The organism is Pseudomonas sp. EA_105y_Pfl2_R69 (genome assembly GCF_963970915.1).
Classification (GTDB): Bacteria; Pseudomonadota; Gammaproteobacteria; order Pseudomonadales; family Pseudomonadaceae; genus Aquipseudomonas.
Window position 1 is genome coordinate 319,990 of the sequence record NZ_CAXAOO010000003.1, and the last position, 24,556, is coordinate 344,545.

The following is a 24,556-nucleotide window of genomic DNA, read 5'->3' on the forward strand; positions in this document are numbered from 1 at the left end:
TCGGTTGAATTGCAAAAAGCTGACCAACTGGACAATTAGCGCGCTGCGCCGCGCTAGAACGCAGAACCCCGCCGGAGCGGGGTTCTGCGGTGGTGCTGTGCTGGTGCGTAAGGTAAAGGTCGTGCTGCCTGCTGGTGCGTAGACGTGGATCAGTGCCCCGGCTGCCAGGGCTTGCCCAGTGACACCGGGGCGAACAGGCGGGTCTTGATCGCATCGCGCGAGAGCAGGACCAGCACCAGAATCGTCGCCACATACGGCAGCATCGCCAGCAGGTTGGAGGGGACCGACAGGCCGATGCCCTGGGCAACCAAATGGATGATGCTGGCCAGGCCGAACAGGTAGGCCCCGAGCAGCACGCGCAGCACCCGCCAGCTGGCGAACACCACCAGCGCCAGGGCGATCCAGCCGCGGCCGGCGGTCATGTTTTCCGCCCACATCGGTGTATAGGCCAGCGACAGGTAGCCACCGGCCAGCCCGGCCATGGCCCCGCCGAACAGCACCGCCAGGGTGCGTACGCGCAGCACCGGCAGGCCCATGGCGCTGGCCGCATCGGGGTTCTCGCCAACCGCCTGGATGATCAGGCCGATGCGGCTTTTCAGCAGCACCCAGGCCACCAGGGCGAACAGGGCGAAGGACAGATACACCAGCACGTCCTGGGCAAACAGCATGCGCCCGATCAGCGGGATGTCGCTGAGCAGCGGAATGGCGATGGGTTCGAAGCCGGCCAGTGGTTTGCCGACCCAGGCCGCGCCGACAAAGGTCGACAGGCCGACGCCGAAGATGGTCAGGGCCAGGCCGGTGGCCACCTGATTGGCATTGAAGCCCAGGGCCACGGCGGCGAACAGCATCGATAACAGCATGCCGGCGCTCATCGCCAGCAGCACGCCGAGCCACAGGTTGCCGGTGCTCAGGGCGACGATAAAGCCGATCACCGCGCCAAACAGCATCATGCCTTCCTGGCCGAGGTTGAGTACGCCGCTCTTCTCGCAGATCAGTTCACCCAAAGCCACCAGCAGCAGCGGCGTACCGGTGCGCACCATGGCGTAGAAGATATTGCTTAACAGGTCGAGATCCATCGGAAGTTCCTATGTGTATGCCTTGTGTAGGAGCGAGCTTGCTCGCGATCGGTGTCGCCGCGGATCGCGAGCAAGCTCGCTCCTACAGGTACGTTGTCAGGCCAGTGCTTCGGCGTTGGTTGTGCGCTGCGCCCATTTCCACTTCAGTCGTGGCCGATAAAGAATCAGCACGTCGCAGGCGAGCAGGAAGAACAGCATCATCCCCTGGAACAGTTGGGTGATCGCCTGGGGCAGGTTCATGGTCATCTGCGCGTTCTCGCCGCCCAGGTAGAGCAGCGCCATCAACAGGCTGGCGAAGACGATGCCGAGCGGATTAAGGCGACCGAGAAAGGCCACGGTAATGGCCGCGTAGCCATAGCCGGGCGAGACCTGCGGCACCAGTTGGCCAATCGGCCCGGCCACTTCGCCAACCCCCGCCAGCCCGGCCAGGCCGCCGCTGACCAGCAGGGCGAACCAGACCAGGCGCTTCTCACGGAAACCGACAAAGCCGGCGGCACGGCGGTCGAGGCCGAGCACCTTGATCTGGAAGCCGAGAAAGCTTTTCTGCAGCAGCACCCACACCGCCACCAGGGCCAACAGGGCGAAGTACAGGCCGCCATGCAGACGACCGTCCTCACTCACCAATGGCAGGCGGCTGGCATCGCCGAACATCGCCGACTCGGGGAAGTTGAAGCCGGCTGGGTCCTTCAGCGGGCCATGCACAAAGAACAGCAGCAGGTTCAGGGCGATGTAATTGAGCATGATGCTGGTGAGGATTTCGTTGGCGTTGAACTGGGTGCGCAGCCAGGCGGTCAGGCCGCCCCAGGCCGCGCCGGCAGCGATGCCGGCGAGGATGACCCAGACCAGCGCCCAGCGACTGTCCCAGTCGATAATCTGAATCGCCATGGCGCTGCCGGCCAGCGCGCCGAGCAGCAGCTGGCCTTCCGCGCCGATATTCCAGATACGCGCCTGGTAGGCCACCGCCAGGCCGAGGGCGCAGAGCAGAATCGGCAGCGCTTTGACCAGCAGTTCGGAGACGCCGTACCAGTCGGCCAGCGGTGCGATCAGCAGGGTGTGCAGGGTGTCCAGCGGGTCGTGACCGAGCAGGGTGAACAGCAGTGCGCCGCTGGTAAGGGTGAGCGCGGCGGCGAGCAGCGGCGACAGCCAGAGCATGGCGCGCGATTGCTGACCGCGTGGTTCGAGGGATAACAACATCGGTAACTCCGTCAGCTCAGGCTGGCAGCAGGCGCTGCTGGGGTAGTGGTAAGGGCAATGGGGGCAAATTCGCCCGCCATCCAGCGGCCGACTTCAACGGCTTCGGTCTCGGCGGTAGCGGCAAGGGGCGAGAGCTTGCCGCTGCACAGCGCGCCGATGCGGTCGCTGATCTGCAGCAGTTCGTCGAGGTCTTCGGAGAGCACCAGAATCGCCGCGCCGGCATCGCGCAGGGCAATCAGCGCACGGTGAATCGCCGCTGCCGCGCCCACGTCCACGCCCCAGGTTGGGTGCGCCGCCACCAGCAGTTTTGGCTGCTGCAGAATCTCGCGGCCGAGGATAAATTTCTGCAGATTGCCGCCCGACAGGCTGCGTGCGGCCGTATCGGCATCCGGGGTTTTTACCGCGAAGCGTTTGATGATCTCATCGGCCAGGGCGCGCACCTTGCCGCGCTGAATCAGGCCCTTGCTCAGCAAGCCTTGCTGAAAGGCGGTGAGCAAGGCGTTATCGGTCAAACTCATGTCCGGCACTGCGCCATGGCCCAAACGTTCCGCCGGGACAAACGCCAGGCCCAGCTTGCGCCGCGCGTCCGGGTACAGATCGGCAATCGGCTGCGTGTCCAGGCTGATGCGTTCACGCTCGTTACGTGGCAGGCGGGTTTCCCCGCTGAGCAGGGCCAGCAGTTCGTCCTGGCCATTACCGGCGACCCCGGCGATACCGACGATCTCGCCGCTGCGCACTTCCAGGCGCAGGTTGTGCAGGTCGCTGCCGAAGGGATCGGCATTGCGCCAGCTGAGGTCATCCACGCGCAGGCGCGGCAAACCGCCGGTGACCTTCGGGTAACTGCTTTCCAGGCCTTCGGCGTCGCCGACCATCAGCCGCGCCAACTCCAGGTCTGAGCATTCGCTCGGCACACAATGACCGGACACCTTGCCTGCACGCAGCACCGTGGCGCTCTGGCACAGCGCCCGTACTTCGCTGAGTTTGTGGCTGATAAACAGAATGCTGCAGCCCTCGCTAGCCAGGCGGCGCAGGGTCACAAACAGCTCGTCGGCCTCTTGCGGGGTGAGTACCGAGGTGGGTTCATCGAGGATCAGCAGTTTGATGTCTTGCATCAGACAACGGACGATCTCCACCCGCTGCCGTTCGCCAATGGACAGGCTGTGCACCAGCCGGCCCGGCTCCAGGGCCATGCCGTAACGCTGCGAGACTTCGCGGATTTTCGCCTCCAGCTGTTTCGGCGTGCCGGCTGCCGCGCCCATGGCCAGGGCGATGTTCTCCGCTACGGTGAGGGTCTCGAACAGCGAGAAATGCTGGAACACCATGCCCACACCGAGGCTGCGGGCCATGGCCGGGTCACGCATTGAAAGCAGCTCACCGTGCCAGCGGATTTCGCCGCTGTCGGGTTGGGTAACGCCGTAGATGATCTTCATCAGGGTGCTCTTGCCGGCACCGTTTTCGCCGAGCAGGGCATGGATCTCGCCAGCGGCGATGGCTAAGTCGATACGGTCGTTGGCCAGACAGCCGGGGTAGCGCTTGCTGATACCGCTTAGCTGCAAGCGCGGGACAGAAGGGGAACTGGACATGGGCAGAGGCTCAAGAATGACAACTGCCCTGGCTAAAGCAAAAAGCTGGCCAGTGAGTCAGAAAAAGCCAGCGGCCCGCGCCAGCCTAAGCCCCGCCACAACAGCATGCTTGTTTGAGGCTCCAGCTTGGTGCGCAGTCTTGATGGTTGGTGCGTTTTGGCGCATCGCGGGCAAGAACTGGGCGTCCCCCCCGCTCCTACAAAAGCCCGCAGCGCCAGGTAGTTGCTGTTACACCGCTATCCCTGTAGGAGCGGGCTTGCCCGCGATAAATCCTGAGACAGGCGCGCACTTACAGCCAAACCGCATCCCATAGCGGGTAATTGCCAATGCGTTTTACCAGGCCGGCTCGTAGCGGATTGGCGACGATATAAAGAGCTGCCGATTGCAGGCCTTCATCCTTGCGCAGCGCGCGGTCGTGATAACCCTGCTGCCAAATTGGGCCCTGTGTGCCGAGGTACTGATTGATCTGCCGTGCGCTTTTGCTTTTGATGCGCCGCATCAGTTGTTCCAGCGAGCCAGTTTGCAGTTGTACAAGCCAGTGCAGATGATCGGGCATAACCACCCAGGCCAGAGATGCAACTTGCTGTTGCTCATGGGCTACGCGTAGTTCTTTTACCAGTAACCGTGCCAATGCGAAGTCATTGAACAAAGGGCGGCGCTGCAGCAGGACACTGGTCAGCAGGTAAAGGCGTTCCGGCTCTGAGTAACGGCCGCGCCGCAGGTTGGAGCCGTGGGATTTTGCAGGCATTCCATTGCCTCTTGTGGTGTATCCGAGATTGATCGCGGGCAAGCCCGCTCCTACAAAATAGTGCAACAACTGCCATTCCGGTCACGCTGCAACCCCTGTAGGAGCGGGCTTGCCCGCGATAATGTGTTAAATAGGCTGCGGGCCCACGGCCAGAATTAAGCAGCGTAGTGCATGCGATCTAGAGCGGCAGTAACTCAACCCGCCCACGACTGATATCAGCCAGCAGCCGCTGCAGTTCGGCGAGGCGTGGGGCGGGGACGGCCAGGTGCAGCTCGGCACCCGTGGCGTCGTAGTTTTCGCCTTCCAGCAGGCAGTCGAGTTCCGCCAGGCGCGCCTTGAGCAGCGGCAGTTCGGCGAACAGGCAGTGGCAGCGATAGTGCTCGCGGGCCACCAGCTCAACGTGCGGGGCGGCTTGCAGGCACTTGTTGGCGCTGCCGCCATAGGCGCGGGCCAGGCCGCCGGTGCCGAGCTGGATGCCGCCGTAGAAGCGGATCACCAGCACCGCCACCTGATCCATGTCCTGGGCCTCGATGGCCGCGAGTATCGGCCGGCCCGCGGTGCCGCCGGGCTCGCCATCGTCGCTGAAGCGGTACTGTTGGCCAACTTTCCAGGCCCAGCAGTTGTGGCTGGCGCTGGCGTCGCTGTGCGCCGCGATAAACGCCTGCGCCTCGGCCGCGCTGGCAACCGGCGCGGCGAGGGCGGTAAAGCGGCTTTTGCGGATTTCCTCGCGGTAGTCGCAAGGGCCGAGCAGGGTAAAAGGCATGGGGCAGGGCCGCTCAGGCGCTCGGTGGCGTCAGGCCGCAGCCCTTGAGGATGATGCGGATCAGGTTGTCGCCGGCCACTTCGTAATCCTGCTTGGTCAGGCGCGAGGTGCCGGTGACGCGGCAGATCTGTGAGGAAAAGTCAGCGTAGTGCTGGGTGCTGCCCCACAGCAGGAAGATCAGGTGCACCGGGTCGACCGGGTCCATCTTGCCGGCAGCGCTCCAGGCCTCGAACACCGCGGCGCGGCCACGGAACCAGGTCTGGTAGTCCTGGCTGAGCATCTGCGACAGGGTTTCGCCGCCGCTGATCACTTCCATGGCGTAGATGCGCGAGGCTTTCGGGTGGCGGCGGGAGAATTCCAGCTTGGCGCGGATATAGCGGGCCAGGGCCTCGGCCGGGTCGTCGTCGACAGTCAGGTTGTTGAAGGTGCTGTCCCACAGTTCGAGGATATTGCTCAACACCGCCTGGTACAGGCCCAGCTTGTTGCTGAAGTAGTAGTGCAGGTTGGCCTTGGGCAGGCCGACGTTCTGCGCGATGGTGTTCATGCTGGTGCCCTTGAAACCGTGACGGGCGAACTCCTCCTCGGCGGCCTTGATGATCGCTTCTTCGTTTTTCTGCCGAATCCGCCCGGCGGGTTTGGCGCTCGGGTCGGTACAGTGGGCGAGTACTTCAACAGTCATGGGCGCTTCCGCAGTGGTCAGGTTTTCGGACGACTGCACTGATAACCCACAGTCGCCGAGGTGACAAGCGCAAGGGGTAAAAAAACCAAGCGGCGTGCGCCAGGCGGTCCGGTCCTGGCCTGGCGCTACGAAGGCACAGGGGTATGATGAACCCTGGGGACTTTCGCCAGTGTCGCCATAGATGGAGGGCGCGCCGCTGGTGCAGATGGAGATCGCTCGATGACTTGTTCGCTTTATCAGGGGCAAGCCGGCGCGGATCATGCCGCGTGCGGAGATGCCTCGGCGAGTACCCGGCTCAACCTCTGGCTGGGCGCGCGCGGGCAACCCTGCGCGCTGTTCCTCGATGTCGACGGCACCCTGCTGGATTTCGCCGAGTCGCCGACTGCGGTGCAGGTGCCGGGTGAGCTGCGCAACGCCCTGGATCGCCTGCATCGACTGCTCGGTGGGGCTCTGGCGCTGGTCAGCGGCCGCTCGGTGGCGGTCCTCGATCAACTCTTTGCGCCCCTGCGCCTGCCTGCCTGCGGTGGCCACGGCGCGCACTGGCGGGTGCACGCCGAGGAGCCGCTGCACTATGCGTCCGACGCCGGCCTCGCCGATTCCATGCGCCAGCGCCTGCAGGCACTGGCCGAGCGCCACGCCGGGGTGCTGGTCGAGGACAAGGGCAGCAGCCTGGCCCTGCATTACCGCGCCGCGCCTGCTGCCGGGCCGCTGTTGGCGACGGCGCTGCGCGCGTTGCTCGCCGGCACTGGGCTGCGCCTGCTGCCGGGGAAGATGGTGCTGGAGGTGATCGGCCATGAGGGTGACAAGGCCCAGGCGATCCAGCGCTTCCTGCGCCTGCGGCCGTTTGTCGGGCGTCGGCCGCTGTTTATCGGCGACGACGTCACCGACCAGCCTGCGCTGGCGCTGATGCCCGCCCTGGGTGGCCTGGCCCTGTCGGTCGGCTGCCTGCTGCCCGGTGCCCAGGCCGCCTTCGCCGATCCGGCGGAGGTGCGGGCCGCACTGATTGGTGCGGCGGCGAGGCTGGGGCAATGATTCGCCACCAGGGCGCGCTCGAACTCGGCCTGATTGGTAATTGCCGGGTCGCCGCACTGGTCAATACCACGGGGCGGCTGGTGTGGTGGTGCTACCCGCACTTCGACGGCGACCCGGTGTTCTCGCGCCTGCTCGCCGGCGATGATGAGAAAGGCTTTGCCGACTGCCTGCTGGCTGGCCAGAGCGCCAGCCGCTCGCACTATTTGCGCAACAGCGCGATCATCAGCACCACCCTGGAGGATGCCCAGGGCAATGCCGTGCGCATCACCGACTTCGCCCCGCGTTTCCAGCAGTACGGTCGCAACTTCCGCCCGGCGCAACTGTGTCGCCTGATCGAACCGGTGCACGGCCTGCCCCGGGTGACCCTGCGCATCCGCCCCACCCATGGCTATGGCAAGCCCTGCCACGCCGTTGCCGGGTCCAGCCACATCCGCTACCTGGGCGGCGCCGACACCATTCGCCTGACCACCGATGCACCCCTGTCCTACATCCTGCGCGAAACGCCGTTTGCTCTCACCCATCCGATCAGCATGGTGATGGGCGTCGACGAGCCGCTCGACGACGCCCCGGAAGAGGTGGTCAAGGGCTTCCTCAAGCGCACCTGCGCCTGCTGGCACGAGTGGGTGCGCGCGCTGGCCATTCCCTTCGAGTGGCAGGAGGTGGTGATCCGTGCGGCGATCACCCTGAAGTTGTGCAGTTTCGAGGAGACCGGCGCGATCGTCGCGGCCATGACCACCTCCATCCCCGAGGCCCCGGCCTCGCAGCGCAACTGGGACTACCGCTACTGCTGGCTGCGCGATGCCTATTTCGTGATCCAGGCGCTCAACCGCCTGGGTGCGACCAAGACCATGGAGCGCTACGTCGATTTCATCACCACGGTGGCGGCGGGCGGCACCGACCTCAGGCCGCTGTACGGCATAGTCCCCGATCTGGACCTGCACGAGCGCGTCGAGCTCAACCTGGCCGGCTTTCTCGGGCATGGCCCGGTGCGGGTCGGCAACCAGGCCGCGGAGCAGAACCAGCACGATGTGTTCGGCTCGGTGGTGCTGGCCGTGGTGCAGAGCTTCGTCGACCAGCGCCTGCCCAACCCGGGTGACGAAGGCATGTTGCGGCTCCTCGAGCCGTTGGCCACGCGGGCCGCCAGCCTGGCCTTCGAGGCCGATGCGGGGATCTGGGAATACCGCGGCCGGCGACGCGTGCACACCCATTCGGCGCTGCTGTGCTGGGCCGCCTGCGACCGTGTCGGGCGCATCGCCGCGCGTCTCGGCCTGAGGTCGGCGACCGCCACCTGGCAGGTAGAGGCGCAGCGCCTGCGCCAGCGCATCCTGTGCGATGCCTGGAGCGAACGTCGGCAGTCCTTTACCGGTTCCTTCGGTAGCGATGACCTGGACGCCAGCGTGCTGCTGATGAGCGAGCTGGGGCTGATCGATGCCCAGGACCCGCGGTTTATCGCCACGGTCGAGTGCGTGGGCCGTGAGCTCAGTGTCAACGGCCATCTGCTGCGCTATGCCCGGGCCGACGACTTTGGCGTACCGGAAACCGCCTTTCTGGTGGTGAAGTTCTGGTACCTGGATGCCCTGGCCGCGATCGGCCGCCGCGACGAGGCCCGCGAGCTTTATGCCGAGCTGGTCGTCGCACGCAATGCCTACGGCCTGCTGGCTGAGGACCTGCATCCCTTTACCGGCGAGCTGTGGGGCAACATCCCACAGACCTATTCAATGGCCGGCTTGGTCAACACGGCAATGCGCCTGTCGATCAGCTGGGAGGAGGGGTTATGTCGCGGCTCGTGGTGATTTCCAACCGGGTAGCGATACCCGATGAACAGGGGCACCCGGCACCCGGCGGCCTCGCGGTGGCGGTACACGCCAGCCTGCAGGACCGGGCCGGGCTCTGGTTCGGCTGGAGCGGGCAGGTGGCCGAAGCGCCCGCGGCACCGGCGACGCTCGACGATGGACGGCTGTGCTATGTGCTTACCGATGTGCGCCCGCAGGATTTCCAGGAGTACTACAACGGTTTCGCCAACCGGGTGCTGTGGCCGATCCTGCACTACCGGGTCGACCTGGCCGAGTTCAAGGAAGCCGACCTCAAGGGCTATCTGCGGGTCAACGAGTTCTTCGCCGAGCGGCTCGGCCCGCTGATCGCCGAGGACGATATCCTCTGGGTGCACGACTACCACCTGATCCCCCTGGCCGTGGCCCTGCGCGCGCGCGGCCACGGCAACCGCATCGGCTTCTTCCTGCATATCCCCATGCCGCCGCCGGAGCTCTTGGCGACGCTGCCGCACCACCGCGAGGTGCTGGGCGCGCTCAGCGAGTACAACCTGATCGGCCTGCAGACCGCCGGCGACGTGAGCAACCTGGGCCGCTACCTGACCCAGGTGCTGGGCGCGAGCAGCAGCGACGGCGAGCACTACCATCTGGGCAGCCAGCACTTTCGCCTCGGTGCCTTTCCGGTGGGGATCGACGCCGAGGGCTTTCGCAAGCTGGCGGAGCAGACCGCCGACGGTGCGCTGGCCGAGGCGCTCGGCAGTAGCCTGGAAGGCAGAGCGCTGCTGGTGGGGGTGGACCGGCTGGACTACTCCAAGGGCATCGGCAACCGCCTGGAAGGCTACGAGCGCTTCCTCGAGTTGCACCCCGAGTGGCATGGCCGGGTCAGCTACCTGCAGATCGCGCCCAGCAGCCGCAGCGATATTCCCGAGTACATCGAGATCGATGCGGCGGTCAGCGCCAAGGTCGGGCATATCAACGGGCGTTTCGGCACGGCCTCCTGGGTGCCGCTGCGCTACGTCAATCGCAACCACAGCCGCGAGGACATCGCCAGCATCATGCGCCTGGCGCGTATCGGCCTGGTCACGCCGCTGCGCGACGGCATGAACCTGGTGGCCAAGGAGTACGTCGCCGCGCAGAACCCGGCCGACCCGGGGGTGCTGATTCTCTCGCAGTTCGCCGGTGCCGCCGCCGAGCTGGACGCGGCCCTGATCGTCAACCCGCACGACCGCGATGCCCTGGCCGAGGCACTCGTGCGCGCGTTGCAGATGCCCCTGGCGGAGCGCTGTGCGCGCCATCAGGCGTCGTACGAAGTGTTGCTGGCCAACCCCATCGGCAGTTGGGGAACGAATTTTATCGAGGCCCTGATGCCCGCCGAAGTGGGTCTCGTCTAGGCGGCCCTGGGTCGCGCCTCAGGCACAGGCCGCCAGGGCCTCGAGAAAGCTTTCCAGCACCAGGTGCGGGCGGCGGCCCTTGCGCGTCACCGAGGCCAGGCTGACATCGTAGAAACGGCTGTCGGGCTTGAGCACGCGCAGGCGGCCCTGCTGCACCCAGGCCTGGGCGTAGTGGTCGGGCAGGTAGCCGATATAGCGCCCGGTGAGAATCAGAAAGGCCATGCCTTCGCGGTCAGAAGCGCTGGCGGTGCAGTTCAGCGCCTGGTAGTGGCTCTGCACCTCGGGCGGCAGGCGGAAGGTCGGCGCGATGGCTTCCTGGCTGTCCAGGCGGGTGTCTTCCAGTTGCTGGTCGTCGACATAGAACAGTGGGTGGCCAACTGCGCAGTAGAGCAGCGAGCGCTCGTCGTACAGCGGCTGGTAGTCCAGCCCGGACAGTGCCGTCACCTGCGGCACCACGCCGATGTGCAGGCGGCCGTCGAGCACGCCTTGCTCCACTTCGCTGGGCGGGGTCATGCGGATATGAATGCGTACATCCGGGCCGCGCTCCTTGAGCCGTGCCAAAGCGTGGGTGATGCGCATATGCGGCACCGTCACCAGGTTGTCGGTCAGGCCGATATTCAGCTCGCCGCGCAGGTGCTGGTGCAGGCCGTTGACCTCGGTGCGAAAGCTCTCCAGCGCCGCCAGCAATTGCTGGGTGCTCTGGAACACCTCGCGGCCTTCCTCGGTCAGGGCAAAGCCGGCGCGGCCGCGTTGGCACAGGCGCAGCCCGAGGCGCTGTTCGAGGTCGCTCATCTGCTGGCTGATCGCCGAGCGGCCAATCCCCAAGGCGCTTTCCGCGGCGGAAAAACCGCCGCATTCCACCACGCTGCGGAACAGCTTGAGCAGGCGGATATCGAAGTCGCTGACCTGGGCCAGTGGGTCGGGGCGGCGAGCGCTCATTGTTTATTGATCATTGTTTAGTGAGTGGTTAACTAAAGATATGAAGAGTCGTGTTTTCACGACTCTAAGCCCGTGGCACCTTTGCTGGCAACTGCTTCTCTATCTAAGAACACCGCCCTTCCTTGCGAGGCCGCACCATGAACATGCCGCAGACCGAAACCCCGTCCCTGGCCAGCCAGCTCAAGCTGGATGCGCACTGGATGCCGTTTTCCGCCAACCGCAATTTCAAGCGCGACCCACGTTTGATCGTGGCTGCCGACGGTAACCACTTTATCGACGACAAAGGTCGGCGCATCTTCGACAGCCTGTCCGGGCTGTGGACCTGCGGTGCCGGGCACAACCGCAAGGAAATTCAGGACGCGGTGGCCAAGCAGCTCGGCACCCTGGATTACGCGCCGGGCTTCCAGTACGGCCACCCGCTGTCCTTCCAGCTGGCCGAGAAGATCGCCGAGCTGACCCCGGCCGGCCTCGACCACGTGTTCTACACCGACTCCGGCTCCGAGTGCGCCGACACCTCGGTGAAGATGGCCAAGGCCTACTGGCGACTGAAAGGTCAGCCGAGCAAGACCAAATTCATCGGCCGCGCCCGTGGCTACCACGGCGTCAATATCGCCGGCACCAGCCTCGGCGGCATCGGCGGCAACCGCAAGATGTTCGGTCAGATGATGGACGCCGACCACCTGCCGCACACCCTGCAGGCGCACCTGGCGTACACCAAGGGCATGGCCGAGACCGGCGGCGTCGAGCTGGCCAACGAATTGCTCAAGTTGATCGAACTGCACGACGCCTCGAACATCGCCGCGGTGATCGTCGAGCCGATGTCCGGTTCCGCCGGCGTGCTGGTGCCGCCAGTCGGCTACCTGCAGCGCCTGCGCGAGATCTGCACGCAGCACAATATCCTGCTGATCTTCGACGAGGTGATCACCGCTTACGGCCGCATGGGCAAGTGGACCGGTGCCGAATACTTCGGCGTCACCCCGGACATCATCAACACCGCCAAGCAGATCACCAACGGTGCGATTCCCCTGGGCGCGGTGATCGCCTCCAGCGAGATCTACAACACCTTTATGAACCAGGCGATCCCCGAGCATATGGTCGAATTCGGCCACGGCTACACCTACTCGGGCCACCCGGTGGCCTGCGCCGCCGGCCTGGCGACCCTGGAGCTGCTCAAGCGCGACAACCTGATCGAACAGTCGGCTGCGCTGGCACCGATCTTCGAAGACAAGCTGCACAGCCTCAAGGGCAGCAAGCACGTGGTCGACATCCGCAACTGCGGCCTGGCCGGCGCGATCCAGATCGCCCCGCGTGACGGCGACCCGGTGATCCGTCCCTTCGAGGCCGGGATCAAACTGTGGAACGCCGGTTTCTACGTGCGCTTCGGCGGCGACACCCTGCAGTTCGGGCCAACCTTCAACACCACGCCCGAGCAGCTGGACTCCGTGTTCAACGCCGTCGGCGATGTGCTCAACAGCCTGGATTAAGCCACCACTATTTCCTGTAGGAGCCAGCTTGCTGGCGATGCTTTTAACGCTGATCGCCAGCAAGCTGGCTCCTACAAAAAAACAGATCCGTTATTAAGGAATTGCCATGACCACCGTAAACCACCTGATCCACGGCGAAATGACCGCCGGTACTGGCCGTAGCGCCGACGTGTTCAACCCGTCCACTGGCGAAGTCAGCAAGCAAGTTGCCCTGGCCGACCGCGCCACCATGCAGCTGGCCATCGACTCGGCCAAGAGCGCTTTCCCGGCCTGGCGTAACACCCCGCCGGCCAAGCGTGCCCAGGTGATGTTTCGCTTCAAGCAATTACTTGAACAGCACGAAGCCGCCATCTCCAAGCTGATCAGCGAAGAGCACGGCAAGACCCTGGAAGACGCCGCCGGTGAACTCAAGCGCGGTATCGAAAACGTCGAATTCGCCTGCGCCGCCCCGGAAATCCTCAAGGGCGAGTACAGCCGCAACGTCGGCCCGAACATCGACGCCTGGAGCGACATGCAGCCGATTGGCGTGGTCGCCGGCATCACCCCATTCAACTTCCCGGCCATGGTGCCGCTGTGGATGTACCCGCTGGCCATCGTCTGCGGCAACTGCTTTATCTTGAAGCCGTCCGAGCGTGACCCCAGCTCCACCCTGTACATCGCCCAACTGCTGCAAGAAGCCGGTCTGCCGAAAGGCGTACTCAACGTGGTGCACGGCGACAAGGAAGCGGTGGATGCGCTGATCGAAGCGCCGGAAGTCAAAGCCCTGAGCTTTGTCGGCTCCACCCCGATTGCCGAATACATCTACAGCGAAGGCACCAAGCGCGGTAAGCGCGTACAGGCCCTGGGCGGCGCGAAGAACCACGCCGTGCTGATGCCCGATGCCGACCTGGACAACGCCGTCAGCGCCCTGATGGGTGCGGCTTACGGTTCCTGCGGCGAGCGCTGCATGGCCATCTCGGTGGCCGTCTGCGTCGGTGACCAGATCGCCGATGCGCTGATCGAGAAGCTCACCCCGCAGATCAAGGCACTGAAAATCGGTGCCGGCACCAACTGCGGCCTGGACATGGGCCCACTGGTTACCGCCGCCGCGCGTGACAAGGTCAAAGGCTATATCGACGCCGGTGTTGCCCAGGGCGCAAGCCTGGTGGTCGACGGTCGTGACCTGGTAGTGGCCGGCCATGAGAATGGTTATTTCGTCGGCGGCACGCTTTTTGACAGAGTCACACCTGAGATGACCATCTACACCGACGAAATCTTCGGCCCAGTGCTGTGCATCGTCCGCGTCGGCAGCCTGGAACAAGCCATGCAGCTGATCAACGACCATGAATACGGCAACGGCACCTGCATCTTCACCCGCGACGGTGAGTCGGCGCGGCTGTTCTGCGACGAGATCGAAGTCGGCATGGTCGGCGTCAACGTACCGCTGCCGGTACCGGTGGCCTACCACAGCTTCGGCGGTTGGAAGCGCTCGCTGTTCGGCGACCTGCATGCTTATGGCCCGGACGGTGTGCGTTTCTACACCCGCAAAAAAGCCATCACCCAGCGCTGGCCGCAGCGCGCCAGCCATGAAGCGGCGCAGTTCGCCTTCCCGAGTAATGGCTAACAGGCCGTTGTAAAACTACCTACGTTGCCCCTTCTAATAAAAGAAAGGGGCGTTAGAAACAGGCTCGAAATGCTCATTTACACCAGTAAACTCCGCTTTCTCGCCTGTTTCTGCCTTGTCTCGGCTGCCTCGGCTACGTTTTTCAACAACCTGTCGTAACACCCAAGGGGGCTGATCGCAGGATCAGCCCCCTTTTTTGAGTTTCTGAGCGCCGTAGGATGGGTTGAGCGCAGCGATACCCATCAAGCAACAACAGCTTTACGCAACAAACCAGCCGCGCGGGCGCGGCGTTGGTGCAGTGACCGCAGGTTACGGCACCCCTTGGGTGAGCGGGTTCAGGGTTTTCCTGGCCTGCAAGCCCGCTCTCCCAAGGGCAGCCCACTTCAAACCATTATGAAGAGGACTCCCTATGACAAAACCCATGATTGGCCTTCCCCTGTGCCGCTGGCAGCTGACCGACCGCGATATCGGCTGGTTTCACCTGGTCGGTGAGAAGTACATCAGCTCGGTCACCGGCTTCGGTGCCTTCCCGCTGATGATCCCGGCCTTCGGCGACGAGCTGGATATGGACACCGTGCTCGATAGCGTCAGCGGCATCATGTTCGGTGGCTCGCTGTCCAACGTGCACCCCAGCTTCTATGGCGACGAGCATCCTGGCCTGGGCCTGGCCGACAAACCGCGCGACACCACCGTGCTGCGGCTGATGCGCGCCTGTCTGGAGCGCGGCATTCCCTTTCTCGGCATCTGCCGCGGCGTGCAGGAGATGAACGTGCTGTTCGGCGGTACCCTGCACCGTGAAGTACATGAGGTTGAAGGGCGTCTCGACCACCGTGAAGTGAAGGGCGTAGCGGATGACGTGGCCTACGGCCCGATGCACACCGTGACGCTGACCGAAGGCGGCGTGCTGCATTCACTGCTCGGCGAGCGGCAGATCAAGGTCAACTCGTTGCACGGTCAGGGGATTGATCGCCTGGGCGAGGGGCTGCAGGTTGAGGCGGTGGCCGAGGATGGGCAGATCGAGGCGGTCAGCGTGATTGGCACCAAGGCGTTTGCCGTTGGGGTGCAGTGGCATCCCGAGTATCGCTATTGGGAAAAGGCGGATTACAACGCGCTGCTGGAGGCGTTTCATCAGGCGGCGAGGGAGTATCAGGTGAAGAAGCTTGAGCGTCGTAGCGAGGCTGCGCTGGTCTGATCCAAGTGCTGAGTTGAACGGTGATTTAAACAAAAGGCCCGTCGATTGACGGGCCTTTTGTTTTGAGAGTTGATGGGTATCGCTGCGCTCAACCCATCCTACGGGCTATCGGCTGATTAAAGGCCATGGATAAGAGTGAACTCAATAAAGGCTGGCCCGGCTTTGTTAACAATGAAACGGGCGCTCTTGAATGCATATTCTTCGCCCTCGAAGTAGTCAAGTACTACGTCTTGAGTGAATAGTGGTCTGGCGAGTCCGTTACTTGTAAATTCTTTGTAGATAAATCTAATTTGCCCGCCGGATATCCCGGAATATATGAGTGCTTGCTGTGGGGATTGATGCTTTCCTGTGGATATGCTCTGCTCTACGGTGCTGGTGTCGATAGTTAGTTGGTTTGATAAAGGTGCTGTGTAATAAGTATCGTTTCTAGATGATGCGAGCCAATTCCAGTATATTTTTGTTGCTAGGTGAGGCGATGTTTTAGGAACCATCAAGCCGCCATAGGACTGAACATTGTCTCGCGATAAAAATGGTTGAGGGTACTTGTAGAATAGATAGTTGTTGGAGGAGCCCTCTAGCGTAAGATTGCTAGGAGGTAGATTGAAGTCTATTTGTTTTAACTTGTGTTTGATGTGTGCTTTCGCTTCTGCTGCCATCGTAGCTATCTGGATAGACTTTTTTGTTGGCGTAGTCGAGTACTCGCCAGCTGTCAGCATTTCCTCACCTAAAGCCGCCCTTTGTTTTATTGGGGTGGTGATGGTTTTCCCTGGGATAATGGTTCCGTGGTTTCTATTTGTTATTGTCTCTGTGATTATGTCCGATGCGCACCCACTTAATGTAATGCCTATTGTTATCGCAATAAGTATTTTGATTTTTACTGGTGCCATGATCATGTGTCTACTCGCCGTGAGTGTAATGGGCTTGAATTGGTTGGCCCGAGGGGGGGAGACCCGTAGGATGGGTTGAGCGTAGCGATACCCATCAATAATGGCTATCCCGGTTTCTGCTTGTTGCGTTCACCCACTGTAATTTCCATTTCCTCTCCGCCCGCCCAATCCCCCGGCAATAACCCCGCTCGCACATACCGATGAAACGATGACCACGGCCAATCGGCTACCCGCTGCACATGCCCATGCTTGCGCGGGTTCTGGTGGATGTAATCGACGTGCCGGTTGAAATCGGCCTGGTCGCGGATGCGGTGTTCCCAATAACGGCGCTGCCAAATTCCGCGCTCGTCTTTGCGCTGGCGACTGGCGGATATGCATTCACCATAGGGCAAGGCGCGGGAGAACCCGGTTTTGATCAAGCGCCAACGCACGGCGAAATCGGCATCGTCGGATGGCAAGGTACATAGAGCATGTAGGTGGTCTGGCAGGATTACGATTGCGTCGATTTGCCAGGGATGTTGGCGCATGACATGGCGGAAGCTGGCGCGCAGCAGGTCTATTTGTTCAGTCAGTAATGTCTGGCGGCGGTCGGCTAGGTTTAGGGTGAAGAACCAGCTGGCGCCTGGGGTCTGGTCGCGGCGGTAGTTGGTCATGGCTGCAGTCCTTTGCAGTGGTGTGGTTGGCTGAGTGTAGTTGCGTGAGGTTGGGTGATGGGTATCGCGTTGCTCAACCCATCCTACGGGGTGTTGCTTGGCGGTTGGCGTGTACTCGCAGCTTGTGTGTTGGCCGGCTTAACGGTTCCGCCCTTACGGCGGCTCACTTTTGGCAGTCGCCCCAAAAGTAAGCAAAAGGTCTTGCCCCTTGCATCCGGGTCTCGCTGCGCTCGACTTCCCTCGTTCCATCATTGCTCCAGGGGCACGCCGCGAAGGGCCATCCCTGGCCCATCGCGGCTCTCGCGGCATCCATGCCGCTCAACCCCTTGCGCAACGATTCCACTCGGCCTCCTGATGGGGCGTTTGGCGTCGTCTGTGAGATTGGTATTTTTAGAAGCAAAGCAAACTGTAGGAGCGGGCTTGCCCGCGATGCTTTTGCTTTTGCTTTTTGCTTTTTCCGTCCACAAATCGCCTAGGCGACGCGGTCCCCGAACCCGTCAGGAGGCTGAAACGTAGCGCAGCGGAGTAACAGCCGCAGGCTGGTCCGAAGGGTGAGCGCAGCGAATAAAGTGGCTCGGCGTAAAGCCGAAACCAATAAGTCGGGACGATTAATCGGCGGCGGATTTACCGTGATAGTCATGCAGTCAGCTTCAATCCTGCCTGTGCATATAGACGGACTATTTGCTTGGCTTTCGATTTCGTACGGCAAGTGCCTGGCCACCTGTAGCGGTGGAGCCCAGTATTTGCAGTTCAAAACGGCCGCTTTGCGCTTTGATCAGATCACTCAGCTTTTTGAACCCATACATGCGTGAGTCAAAGTCCGAACGCAGCTTGCTGATATTGGTGCCCAGCGCGCCCAAATGGCACCAACCATCCTCGTCCGAACTGTCATCGATCACCTTGGCAATAAAGTCCACCGGCACTTTCTGCGGCTTGGCCTTGGCCGGTGCGGGCTGCGCGGCGGGTTTGCTTTCCGCTGTAGTTGCAGGTGCGGGTGTGCTGGCTGATGTACCGTTGCTGGGGCTTTCCGGCTCGCTGGGTTCGGCGTCGTCGCGCAGCAGTTCGGTGTAGATAAATTTGTCGCAGGCTTTCACAAACGGCTTGGGTGTTTTCTCTTCGCCAAAGCCGATCACTTCCAGGCCCTCTTCACGCAGGCGGGCGGCCAGGCGGGTGAAGTCGCTGTCGCTGGAGACCAGGCAGAAGCCATCGAAGCGCCGGGTATAGAGCAGGTCCATGGCGTCGATGATCAGGGTGCTGTCGGTGGCGTTTTTGCCGGTGGTGTAGGCGAACTGCTGCATGGGCTGAATCGAGTGTTCCAGCAGTACCTTCTTCCAGCCGCCCAGTTGTGGGCTGGTCCAGTCGCCGTAGATGCGTTTGACGCTGGCGACGCCGTACTTGGCAATTTCCTCGAACAGGCCTTCGACAATCGCGGCGGAGGCGTTGTCGGCGTCGATCAGCACGGCGAGGTGCTTCTGCTGCCGAGGTGCGCTGGATTTGGCGGCCATGTTTCTTCCTTGAGTAGGGTTGGCTCGACCTTACTGCGAATAGGTGGCGATGCGCCATAGATTGCGCAGTGGCTTTTGCTCTTGGTGTGTGTCCGCCGCTTGTGTTTTGCCCGGTCTAACGGTGACTCGCCGCAGGGCGGCACCATCAATTGGCCTCACCGCAGCAGCTGATGTCGTTGGCAGACCCATGCGGGCGCGGTGATTAGGCTTAACTATTCTCGACAAGCGCCGATAAGGCGTAATACGAAACTGCGAGAAGGCGACTTTCCATGAGTATCAAGTCCAAACTGCTGGTGAGCTTTCTGGTTGCTACCCTGATTCCGGTGCTGATTGTGGCGCTGCTGACGATTCGCAATGTCACGGAGCAGGCCAGGGAGAATTTCCAGGTCTCCAGCAGCCTGGATATGAAATTGGTGAACAGCAGTTTCGCCACCTTCTTTGATTCGGTGGGCTATACCGTTTCGGCCTTGGCGGAATATCCCGCCGTGAGGGATACCGAGAGTGGTGAGCTGACCACCTATTTTGGTGAGGCGCGCAAGCCTGGTCAGGTCGCCACCGCCAATGGTGGGCGCGAGAAGCAGATTTTCGATTACTTCTCCAGCATCGGGAATAACAACCCCACCTTCGGCTACGTCTATATGAGCGATACCGAGGGCGGCTATGTGGAGTGGCCGGGCACCGGTGATTACGGCGACTGGGACCCGCGCAAGCGCGAGTGGTACCCCATTGGTCGAGACGCCAATTTCACCCTGGCCCGCCGCGATGGTTATTACTGGGAGCCGGATGACGCGGTCTATGTGTCGGTACTCAAGGGCTTCAAGGACAACGCCGGGCAGTTTGCCGGGGTGGTGGCGGCGGATGTGTCGCTCAAAGCGCTGACCGATATGGCGCAGAAGGTGCGTTTCGGCGAAACCGGCTTTCTGATGCTGGTGGAGAGTAGCGGCACCCTGCTGGTGGATGGCCTGCAGCCGGGCAATAACTTCAAGAAGGTCAGCGAGCTGCCCGGCGAGCACTTTGCAACCATCGGTCAGACCCAGAATGGCCTGGTCGAGGTGGCGATCGACGGGGTGGCCTATATGGCCAATGTGTACACCTCGCCCGAGCTGGGCTGGAAGTTCGTTGGCTTCAAGCAGGCCGACGAGATCTATGCGAGCGCCCGCGAGCTGACCTGGATAACCCTGGTGGTCTGTGTGGTGTTGGTGCTGGTATTCGGCATCGCCGGGGTGATTATCGCCAACCGTATCGTCAATCCGATCAACCTGGTGAAGGAAGGGCTGCGCACCATCGCGCAAGGTGAGGGCGATCTGACCCGTCGCCTGCACCTGCTGGGCAAGGATGAAACCGGCGAGCTGGCCAAGTGGTTCAATCAGTTTATCGAGTCAACCCAGGGCATGATCAAGGTGATCAAGGAGAGCGCCATCAGCATGCATGGGGTGTCCAGCGACACCAACGAGCGCACCACGGCGATGTCGGCCACGCTGCAGCGGCAGTTGGGGGCGGTGGAGCAGATCGTTACGGCCGTGACCGAGATGTCTTCGGCTGCCAACGAAGTGGCCAAGACCTGCGTGCAGACCGCCGATGTGTCGGAGCAGGGGCTGTTGGCCACGCGCAACGGCAAAGAGGTGATTGCCCGCAGTACGTCCGGGGTCAACAAGCTGGGGGCCAGCATTCAGGACTCCAGCAAGGTGATTCAGGAGCTGGAGAAGGAAACGGTCAATATCAACAATATCCTCTCGACCATTCAGCAGATCGCCGAGCAGACCAACCTGCTGGCCCTCAACGCGGCCATCGAGGCGGCCCGCGCGGGCGAGCAGGGCCGTGGTTTTGCCGTGGTGGCCGATGAAGTGCGCAATCTGGCCAGGCGCACCCAGGATTCCACCGAGCAGATCAACAAGATCCTCAACCTGCTGGTCAGCCGCATCAAGGAAGTGACGGTGAGCATGGATCAAAGCCTGGTCGAGTCGGGCAAGGCCATCGTTCTTTCCGAAGAGGTCATGGCCGCTTTCGAGAGTATCGAAAGCAAGGTGCATATGATCCGCGACATGACCATGCAGATCGCCACTGCCACCGAAGAACAGCACCTGGTGACCGAGGAAATCAATCAGAACATCGTCGCCATCAACGACGGGGTGACGCAGATTTCTGCCCAGGCATCGGAAGTGGAAGGCTATGCCCGCGAGCAAAGCGATCTGAGCAGTGAGCTGAAACAGCTGGTGATACGTTTCCGTACGGAGTGAGGTGCGGACCGGGAAGCGTTGGGCCGGCGCACCGCCTAAGCCTGGAGCGAGTCGCCTGGTCAGCTATCGATAGGCCGGTGGGTTACTGCCCGGTTACAACTCCAAACCCAGAAAAATGCCGCTTGCCCTGTTAGAGGGAAGTGGCATTTTTATTTAGTGAACGGCATGGCCGCTGATCTGGGCCTGTCGTTTAGCGGCGGTTGCCATATTGGCCCTGCTGACCCTGCTGACCCTGCTGACCCTGGTAGCCGTTATGGCCGTTATGGCCGTAATGGCTGGCGTGGCGACGGTGCTGCTTGTGCCAGCGCTGGTGCTTGTGCGGCTTGCCCTTGTAGTAGGCCGGGGCCGGTTGGTAGTAGTAAACCGGGCGGGGCTGGTAATAGGCCACCCGTGGCTGATGGTAGACCGGTGGTGGCGCGTAATGGTGCACCTGCACCTGGCGGGTCTGGCTGGCGATAACGCCGCCGACTACGGCACCGATGACCACGCCGGCAATTGCGGCATCGCGGTTACCAGCGTGGGCGGGGGCTTGGGCGATCAGCGCGAGGCTGGCCACCAGGCCGGCGATAAGCGAAATAGATAAGCGCATGAGCGGAACTCCTCTTGGGCACCGGTTTGTCCGGTTAGTAAGTTCGACTGCGCCATGGCGCTGGCATTGCGTAAGCGAAGGTAAAGCCTGTGTAAACAGTTTGTGGTCATCGTGGAGGGATTTGGGCGGTTCTGCGGGAAATGGGTGTGGAACTTGCTAAGACTAGTGGGCCCGGACGCAGAGCCGGAGACCCATGACGCCATTTTTTGCGGAGCCCGTTTGATGATCACTGCCTCTATCGCCGATTGCATGAGCAAGGAATTCGCCCGTATTCACCCGCAGATGCCGGTGGTGCAAGCCGCCAATCTGCTGATCCGCCATGCCGCGCTGGGCGGGCCGGTGGTCGATGCCGATGGCCTGTTGCTGGGCTGGCTGTCCGAGCAGGATTGCCTGCGGGTGGCGGTACAGGTGGCCTACTACAACCAGCGCGTGGCCACGGTGCGCGACATCATGCGCAGCGATGTGCTCAGCGTGCGCGGCGATATGGACCCCATGGCCCTGGCTCAGCAGATGCTCGGCGACAAGCCCAAGAGCTACCCGGTGGTGGATGGTGCCGGCAAGGTGCTGGGGGTGATCAGCCGTCGCCATCTGCTACAGCAGCTGGACCGGGTGCTGGGTCAGCTGTCTGCTTCGGCCTAAACCCGGCTGCGCACCGCTGCGGTGCATGGGTGCGGCGAATAGCGGCGGCCTGCACCAAAATGCGCTGGCGGGCGCTTGTGCCCGCCTAGGCGGCGCGCCCTCAGCTGTCCTGGGCATCCTCGCGGCACTGCGCCTGCAGGGCGGCCCAGCCGTCTGCGCCGAGTGCTTCCAGGGTCTGGATATTGGCGTCGAAGATCGCCTCCGGCTCGGGAAAGGCGGCCACGGCGCGGTCGATGCTGGCTTCGCGAAGGATATGCAGGGTCGGGTAGGGCGAGCGGTTGGTGGCGTTGCCCATATCCGCAGGCGCGGTGTCGGCGAACTGGAACTGCGGGTGGAAGCTGGCCACCTGCAGGATGCCGCTGTAGCCGAGGTCGTCGAGGCTGTCGTCGACCACGGCGAGGAAGTCGTTGAAGTCGAGAAAGTCGCCAAGGGCTGCGGGGTGGATCAGCAGGGTGGTGTCGGTTTCCTGCGCCGGGCAGTTGGCCAGGTGGTGCAGTTCGTCGATCAGTGCGGCGAGCAGGACGGCGGGTTCGGCGCTGGCGCAGACCACATAGCGGACCTGCCCCTTGACCTGTACCGCCTTGGCGAACGGGCAGAGGTTCAGGCCGATCACGGCGCGCTCGACCCAGGCGCGGGTTTCGGCGATGGCGCGGGCGGCGCTCGGGGTGGCGGTGCTGGGCATAGGGCGAACGACTCGGGCTGGCTGGTGGGCGTCAAGTTTAGCGCCAATAGCGGCGCGCCGGGCTTTTGCGCTATTGCCGGGCGCGGCAACCCCCGAGGGGCTTAGCCGCTATTGCGTTGCGGGTTGCCGGCACGGCGCAGCGGGCTGCAGCGCGCCGGGTCGATGACCCCGATATAGGGATTGCCGTGACCCATCACGCAGCCGACCTTCTGGTTGCGCCAGCGCTCCCATTCGCTGACCGGGTACTGGCGGTTCCAGGCTTCGTAGGTGCGCCGGTCGAGCTTGGACAGGCGCAGCTGGTAGTGGTCGGCCATATACAGATAGATGCGCGCCGCGGCACCGCGTACCGGCTGCGGCGGCATGGCGGTTTTCGCCTTGAAGTTGACCACCATGGGGCAGGCCCCGTACTGCGTGGGTTTGTCGCCGAGCATGCCGAGGGCGTAGTTGGAGCGGTCGCCGTTGACCTCGCCGATGCTCGGCACCAGGTTGTGCAGGTCGGCTTCGGCGGCCTTGAACCTGGCGTCGGTGCGGGTGCAGTTCTTGCGCCCGCCGTTCTGCCAGCACTGGCGCTGATGGCCGATCACCCAGGCCGGTACCACATGCTCCCATTCCACCCGGGCGGCGCGCCGCTGCTGCTTGCGCACGTTGTAGCCGCAGCTGTCGAGGTCGACCTGGTTGCCTTGGTAGGCGCAGGCGCAATAGAAGGTGCTGGGTCGTTCGGCATACAGCCGCCAGGCGATTTTCTTGGCGGCGGCGAAGTTTTGTGGGGCGTCGGGGTAAACCGCTGGGGCGACCAGCAGCAGGCAGAGCAGGGCAAACAGGCGGGACATGAGCGACTCGGGGCAAAAAGCCGCGCATCATAACCGCAGCGACCCGCTGGCGGGAGGGCTTTCTGCCTGACAGCGCAATCTGCTGTGGTGCTTTAAGTTGCGCAGCTAGGTGCTTGATTGCGTTACGAGTCATAAAATTTTGTACAAAAAACGCACAGGACGGATTTTGTTGCTAGTTTTACCCCATCGGATCGCTGCAAATGGATTGCCACTGATGGGATTTGGTTACCGCTGGACACGGCCGCATGGCCCTCTGAACGCCTGGCTCGGGCTACCGCTGGGGCGCGCTTGGCGGGTCGTGGCGCTGGCGCTGCTGGGGTTCGGCCTGGCGGGGTGCGCCGCTCAGGATCATCAGTCGATTGTCGGCAACCGCAGCCCGATCAAGGCCAGCGAGCTGCTGCAGAGCAGCGCCGACCGCATGGCCACCCTGAGCATGCGCAACAACCTCAACAGCCTCTATCGGCTGATGGACAAACTCTACGCGCGCAACCCGCAGGAGTGGCGCAAGGGCGGGTTTGCCGACCTGCCGGCGGCCAAGCGTGCGGTGCATGTCGCGGTGGAGCAGAACCAGCCGCTGACGGAACTGGGCGGGCGCACCGATGTGGCGGCCCTGGGCTATGCGCTGAGTGGGCAGTATCAGGGCGACCGGGTCGCGGCCTTTATCTATTCCATGGCCAGCATGCTGATCACCGCCCACGGCGGGCGGACCCAGTACTACCTGACCGATTCGCTGGATGCGCAGTTTATCCACAACGCCGCGCGCAATATCGAGAAGGCCCAGTGGATGCTCGCCAACCGCCGCGACAGCCAGGGCCGGCCCTGGCTGCTGTCCAACGAGATCTCGGCCGAGGGCTATAACCTCAGCTACGCCGTGGAGTTCGGCAAGATGGTCGCGCGCCTGGATCTGCTGACCGATGTGCTGGATGAGCGTTACCGGCGGATCGGGGTCAACTACGCCCACGGCCTGCTGTTCCTCAACTTTCTGCCGGTGCAGTAGCGGGGCTTAGCAGGCTGTTGAAAAACTACCTGCGTTGGCAATCCTGCGTTAAAAACGGCCCGGGACGCGGCGTCTCAAAATGCT

22 protein-coding genes and 1 pseudogene are annotated in these 24,556 nt (G+C 62.8%); 10 read left to right on the top strand and 13 right to left on the bottom strand.

The window, feature by feature from the left end; all coding sequences use genetic code 11:
* Positions 1–149: 149 nt before the first annotated feature.
* From AACY13_RS10825 to AACY13_RS10850, 6 genes are all read right to left on the bottom strand, one after another.
* Positions 150–1,076, bottom strand: coding sequence for an ABC transporter permease (locus AACY13_RS10825; RefSeq protein ID WP_339461397.1), 927 nt, complete (start codon positions 1,074–1,076; stop codon positions 150–152).
* A 96-nt stretch (positions 1,077–1,172) separates the two neighbouring features.
* The gene (locus AACY13_RS10830) at positions 1,173–2,270 is read right to left on the bottom strand and encodes an ABC transporter permease (protein ID WP_339461399.1); all 1,098 of its coding nucleotides are present in this window, start codon (positions 2,268–2,270) and stop codon (positions 1,173–1,175) included.
* Positions 2,271–2,281: 11 nt separating this feature from the next.
* Positions 2,282–3,853: an ABC transporter ATP-binding protein gene (locus AACY13_RS10835; RefSeq protein WP_445262565.1), complete on the bottom strand. Its 1,572-nt coding sequence runs from the start codon at positions 3,851–3,853 to the stop codon at positions 2,282–2,284.
* Between the two features lie 289 nt (positions 3,854–4,142).
* Positions 4,143–4,601, bottom strand: coding sequence for an REP-associated tyrosine transposase (locus AACY13_RS10840; RefSeq protein ID WP_339461809.1), 459 nt, complete (start codon positions 4,599–4,601; stop codon positions 4,143–4,145).
* Between the two features lie 178 nt (positions 4,602–4,779).
* Positions 4,780–5,364 (bottom strand): IMPACT family protein, encoded by a 585-nt coding sequence (locus tag AACY13_RS10845; RefSeq protein ID WP_339461401.1) that lies wholly within the window; start codon positions 5,362–5,364, stop codon positions 4,780–4,782.
* A gap of 13 nt (positions 5,365–5,377) precedes the next feature.
* Positions 5,378–6,043 (bottom strand): TetR/AcrR family transcriptional regulator, encoded by a 666-nt coding sequence (locus AACY13_RS10850; RefSeq protein ID WP_339461402.1) that lies wholly within the window; start codon positions 6,041–6,043, stop codon positions 5,378–5,380.
* A gap of 219 nt (positions 6,044–6,262) precedes the next feature.
* On the opposite strand from AACY13_RS10850, the gene otsB reads away from it, so the two are divergent.
* The 3 genes from otsB to AACY13_RS10865 are packed head-to-tail and all read left to right on the top strand — an operon-like array spanning position 6,263 to position 10,235.
* Entirely contained in the window at positions 6,263–7,075 is an 813-nt protein-coding gene (gene otsB, locus AACY13_RS10855) for a trehalose-phosphatase (RefSeq protein WP_339461404.1), read from the top strand.
* Positions 7,072–8,868, top strand: a complete 1,797-nt coding sequence (locus tag AACY13_RS10860; RefSeq protein ID WP_339461405.1) for a glycoside hydrolase family 15 protein — start codon at positions 7,072–7,074, stop codon at positions 8,866–8,868. The genes otsB and AACY13_RS10860 overlap by 4 nt, the downstream gene beginning before the upstream one ends.
* The gene (locus AACY13_RS10865) at positions 8,850–10,235 is read left to right on the top strand and encodes an alpha,alpha-trehalose-phosphate synthase (UDP-forming) (RefSeq protein WP_339461407.1); all 1,386 of its coding nucleotides are present in this window, start codon (positions 8,850–8,852) and stop codon (positions 10,233–10,235) included. The genes AACY13_RS10860 and AACY13_RS10865 overlap by 19 nt, the downstream gene beginning before the upstream one ends.
* An 18-nt stretch (positions 10,236–10,253) precedes the next feature.
* On the opposite strand, the gene AACY13_RS10870 is transcribed toward AACY13_RS10865, so the two are convergent.
* Positions 10,254–11,174, bottom strand: a complete 921-nt coding sequence (locus tag AACY13_RS10870) for a LysR family transcriptional regulator (RefSeq protein WP_339461408.1) — start codon at positions 11,172–11,174, stop codon at positions 10,254–10,256.
* 137 nt (positions 11,175–11,311) lie between these two features.
* Between AACY13_RS10870 and AACY13_RS10875 the strand changes: the two genes are divergently transcribed.
* From AACY13_RS10875 to AACY13_RS10885, 3 genes are all read left to right on the top strand, one after another.
* The gene (locus tag AACY13_RS10875; RefSeq protein WP_339461410.1) at positions 11,312–12,658 is read left to right on the top strand and encodes an aspartate aminotransferase family protein; all 1,347 of its coding nucleotides are present in this window, start codon (positions 11,312–11,314) and stop codon (positions 12,656–12,658) included.
* A gap of 106 nt (positions 12,659–12,764) precedes the next feature.
* Complete coding sequence (locus AACY13_RS10880; protein ID WP_339461411.1) at positions 12,765–14,261, top strand: CoA-acylating methylmalonate-semialdehyde dehydrogenase; 1,497 nt, start codon at positions 12,765–12,767, stop codon at positions 14,259–14,261.
* 421 nt (positions 14,262–14,682) lie between these two features.
* Complete coding sequence (locus tag AACY13_RS10885; protein WP_339461412.1) at positions 14,683–15,453, top strand: gamma-glutamyl-gamma-aminobutyrate hydrolase family protein; 771 nt, start codon at positions 14,683–14,685, stop codon at positions 15,451–15,453.
* Positions 15,454–15,569: 116 nt separating this feature from the next.
* Here AACY13_RS10885 and AACY13_RS10890 read toward each other — a convergent pair whose 3' ends face one another.
* The 3 genes from AACY13_RS10890 to AACY13_RS10900 form a co-directional block, all read right to left on the bottom strand.
* A complete protein-coding gene (locus tag AACY13_RS10890; RefSeq protein WP_339461413.1) occupies positions 15,570–16,346 on the bottom strand; it encodes a hypothetical protein in 777 nt (258 codons plus the stop codon).
* A 98-nt stretch (positions 16,347–16,444) separates the two neighbouring features.
* On the bottom strand, positions 16,445–16,993 hold the full coding sequence (locus AACY13_RS10895; RefSeq protein WP_339461415.1) for an REP-associated tyrosine transposase: 549 nt from the start codon (positions 16,991–16,993) through the stop codon (positions 16,445–16,447).
* A 677-nt stretch (positions 16,994–17,670) separates the two neighbouring features.
* On the bottom strand, positions 17,671–18,498 hold the full coding sequence (locus AACY13_RS10900) for an NYN domain-containing protein (protein WP_339461417.1): 828 nt from the start codon (positions 18,496–18,498) through the stop codon (positions 17,671–17,673).
* Positions 18,499–18,767: 269 nt separating this feature from the next.
* Between AACY13_RS10900 and AACY13_RS22705 the strand changes: the two are divergent.
* Positions 18,768–19,871: pseudogene (locus AACY13_RS22705) on the top strand (HAMP domain-containing protein); the annotation flags it as partial.
* A 93-nt stretch (positions 19,872–19,964) separates the two neighbouring features.
* Entirely contained in the window at positions 19,965–20,735 is a 771-nt protein-coding gene (locus tag AACY13_RS22710; protein WP_445262572.1) for a methyl-accepting chemotaxis protein, read from the top strand.
* Positions 20,736–20,925: 190 nt separating this feature from the next.
* Here AACY13_RS22710 and AACY13_RS10910 read toward each other — a convergent pair whose 3' ends face one another.
* The gene (locus AACY13_RS10910; protein ID WP_339461419.1) at positions 20,926–21,324 is read right to left on the bottom strand and encodes a hypothetical protein; all 399 of its coding nucleotides are present in this window, start codon (positions 21,322–21,324) and stop codon (positions 20,926–20,928) included.
* Between the two features lie 222 nt (positions 21,325–21,546).
* Here AACY13_RS10910 and AACY13_RS10915 point away from each other — a divergent pair, with 222 nt between their 5' ends.
* Complete coding sequence (locus AACY13_RS10915; RefSeq protein ID WP_339461421.1) at positions 21,547–21,963, top strand: CBS domain-containing protein; 417 nt, start codon at positions 21,547–21,549, stop codon at positions 21,961–21,963.
* A 100-nt stretch (positions 21,964–22,063) separates the two neighbouring features.
* On the opposite strand, the gene AACY13_RS10920 is transcribed toward AACY13_RS10915, so the two are convergent.
* Both AACY13_RS10920 and AACY13_RS10925 read right to left on the bottom strand, forming a co-directional pair.
* Positions 22,064–22,645 (bottom strand): DUF1415 domain-containing protein, encoded by a 582-nt coding sequence (locus AACY13_RS10920; protein ID WP_339461422.1) that lies wholly within the window; start codon positions 22,643–22,645, stop codon positions 22,064–22,066.
* Between the two features lie 101 nt (positions 22,646–22,746).
* Positions 22,747–23,475 (bottom strand): endonuclease, encoded by a 729-nt coding sequence (locus AACY13_RS10925; protein WP_339461423.1) that lies wholly within the window; start codon positions 23,473–23,475, stop codon positions 22,747–22,749.
* Between the two features lie 214 nt (positions 23,476–23,689).
* Here AACY13_RS10925 and AACY13_RS10930 point away from each other — a divergent pair, with 214 nt between their 5' ends.
* Entirely contained in the window at positions 23,690–24,472 is a 783-nt protein-coding gene (locus AACY13_RS10930; protein WP_339461424.1) for a hypothetical protein, read from the top strand.
* The last annotated feature ends 84 nt before the right edge of the window (positions 24,473–24,556 follow it).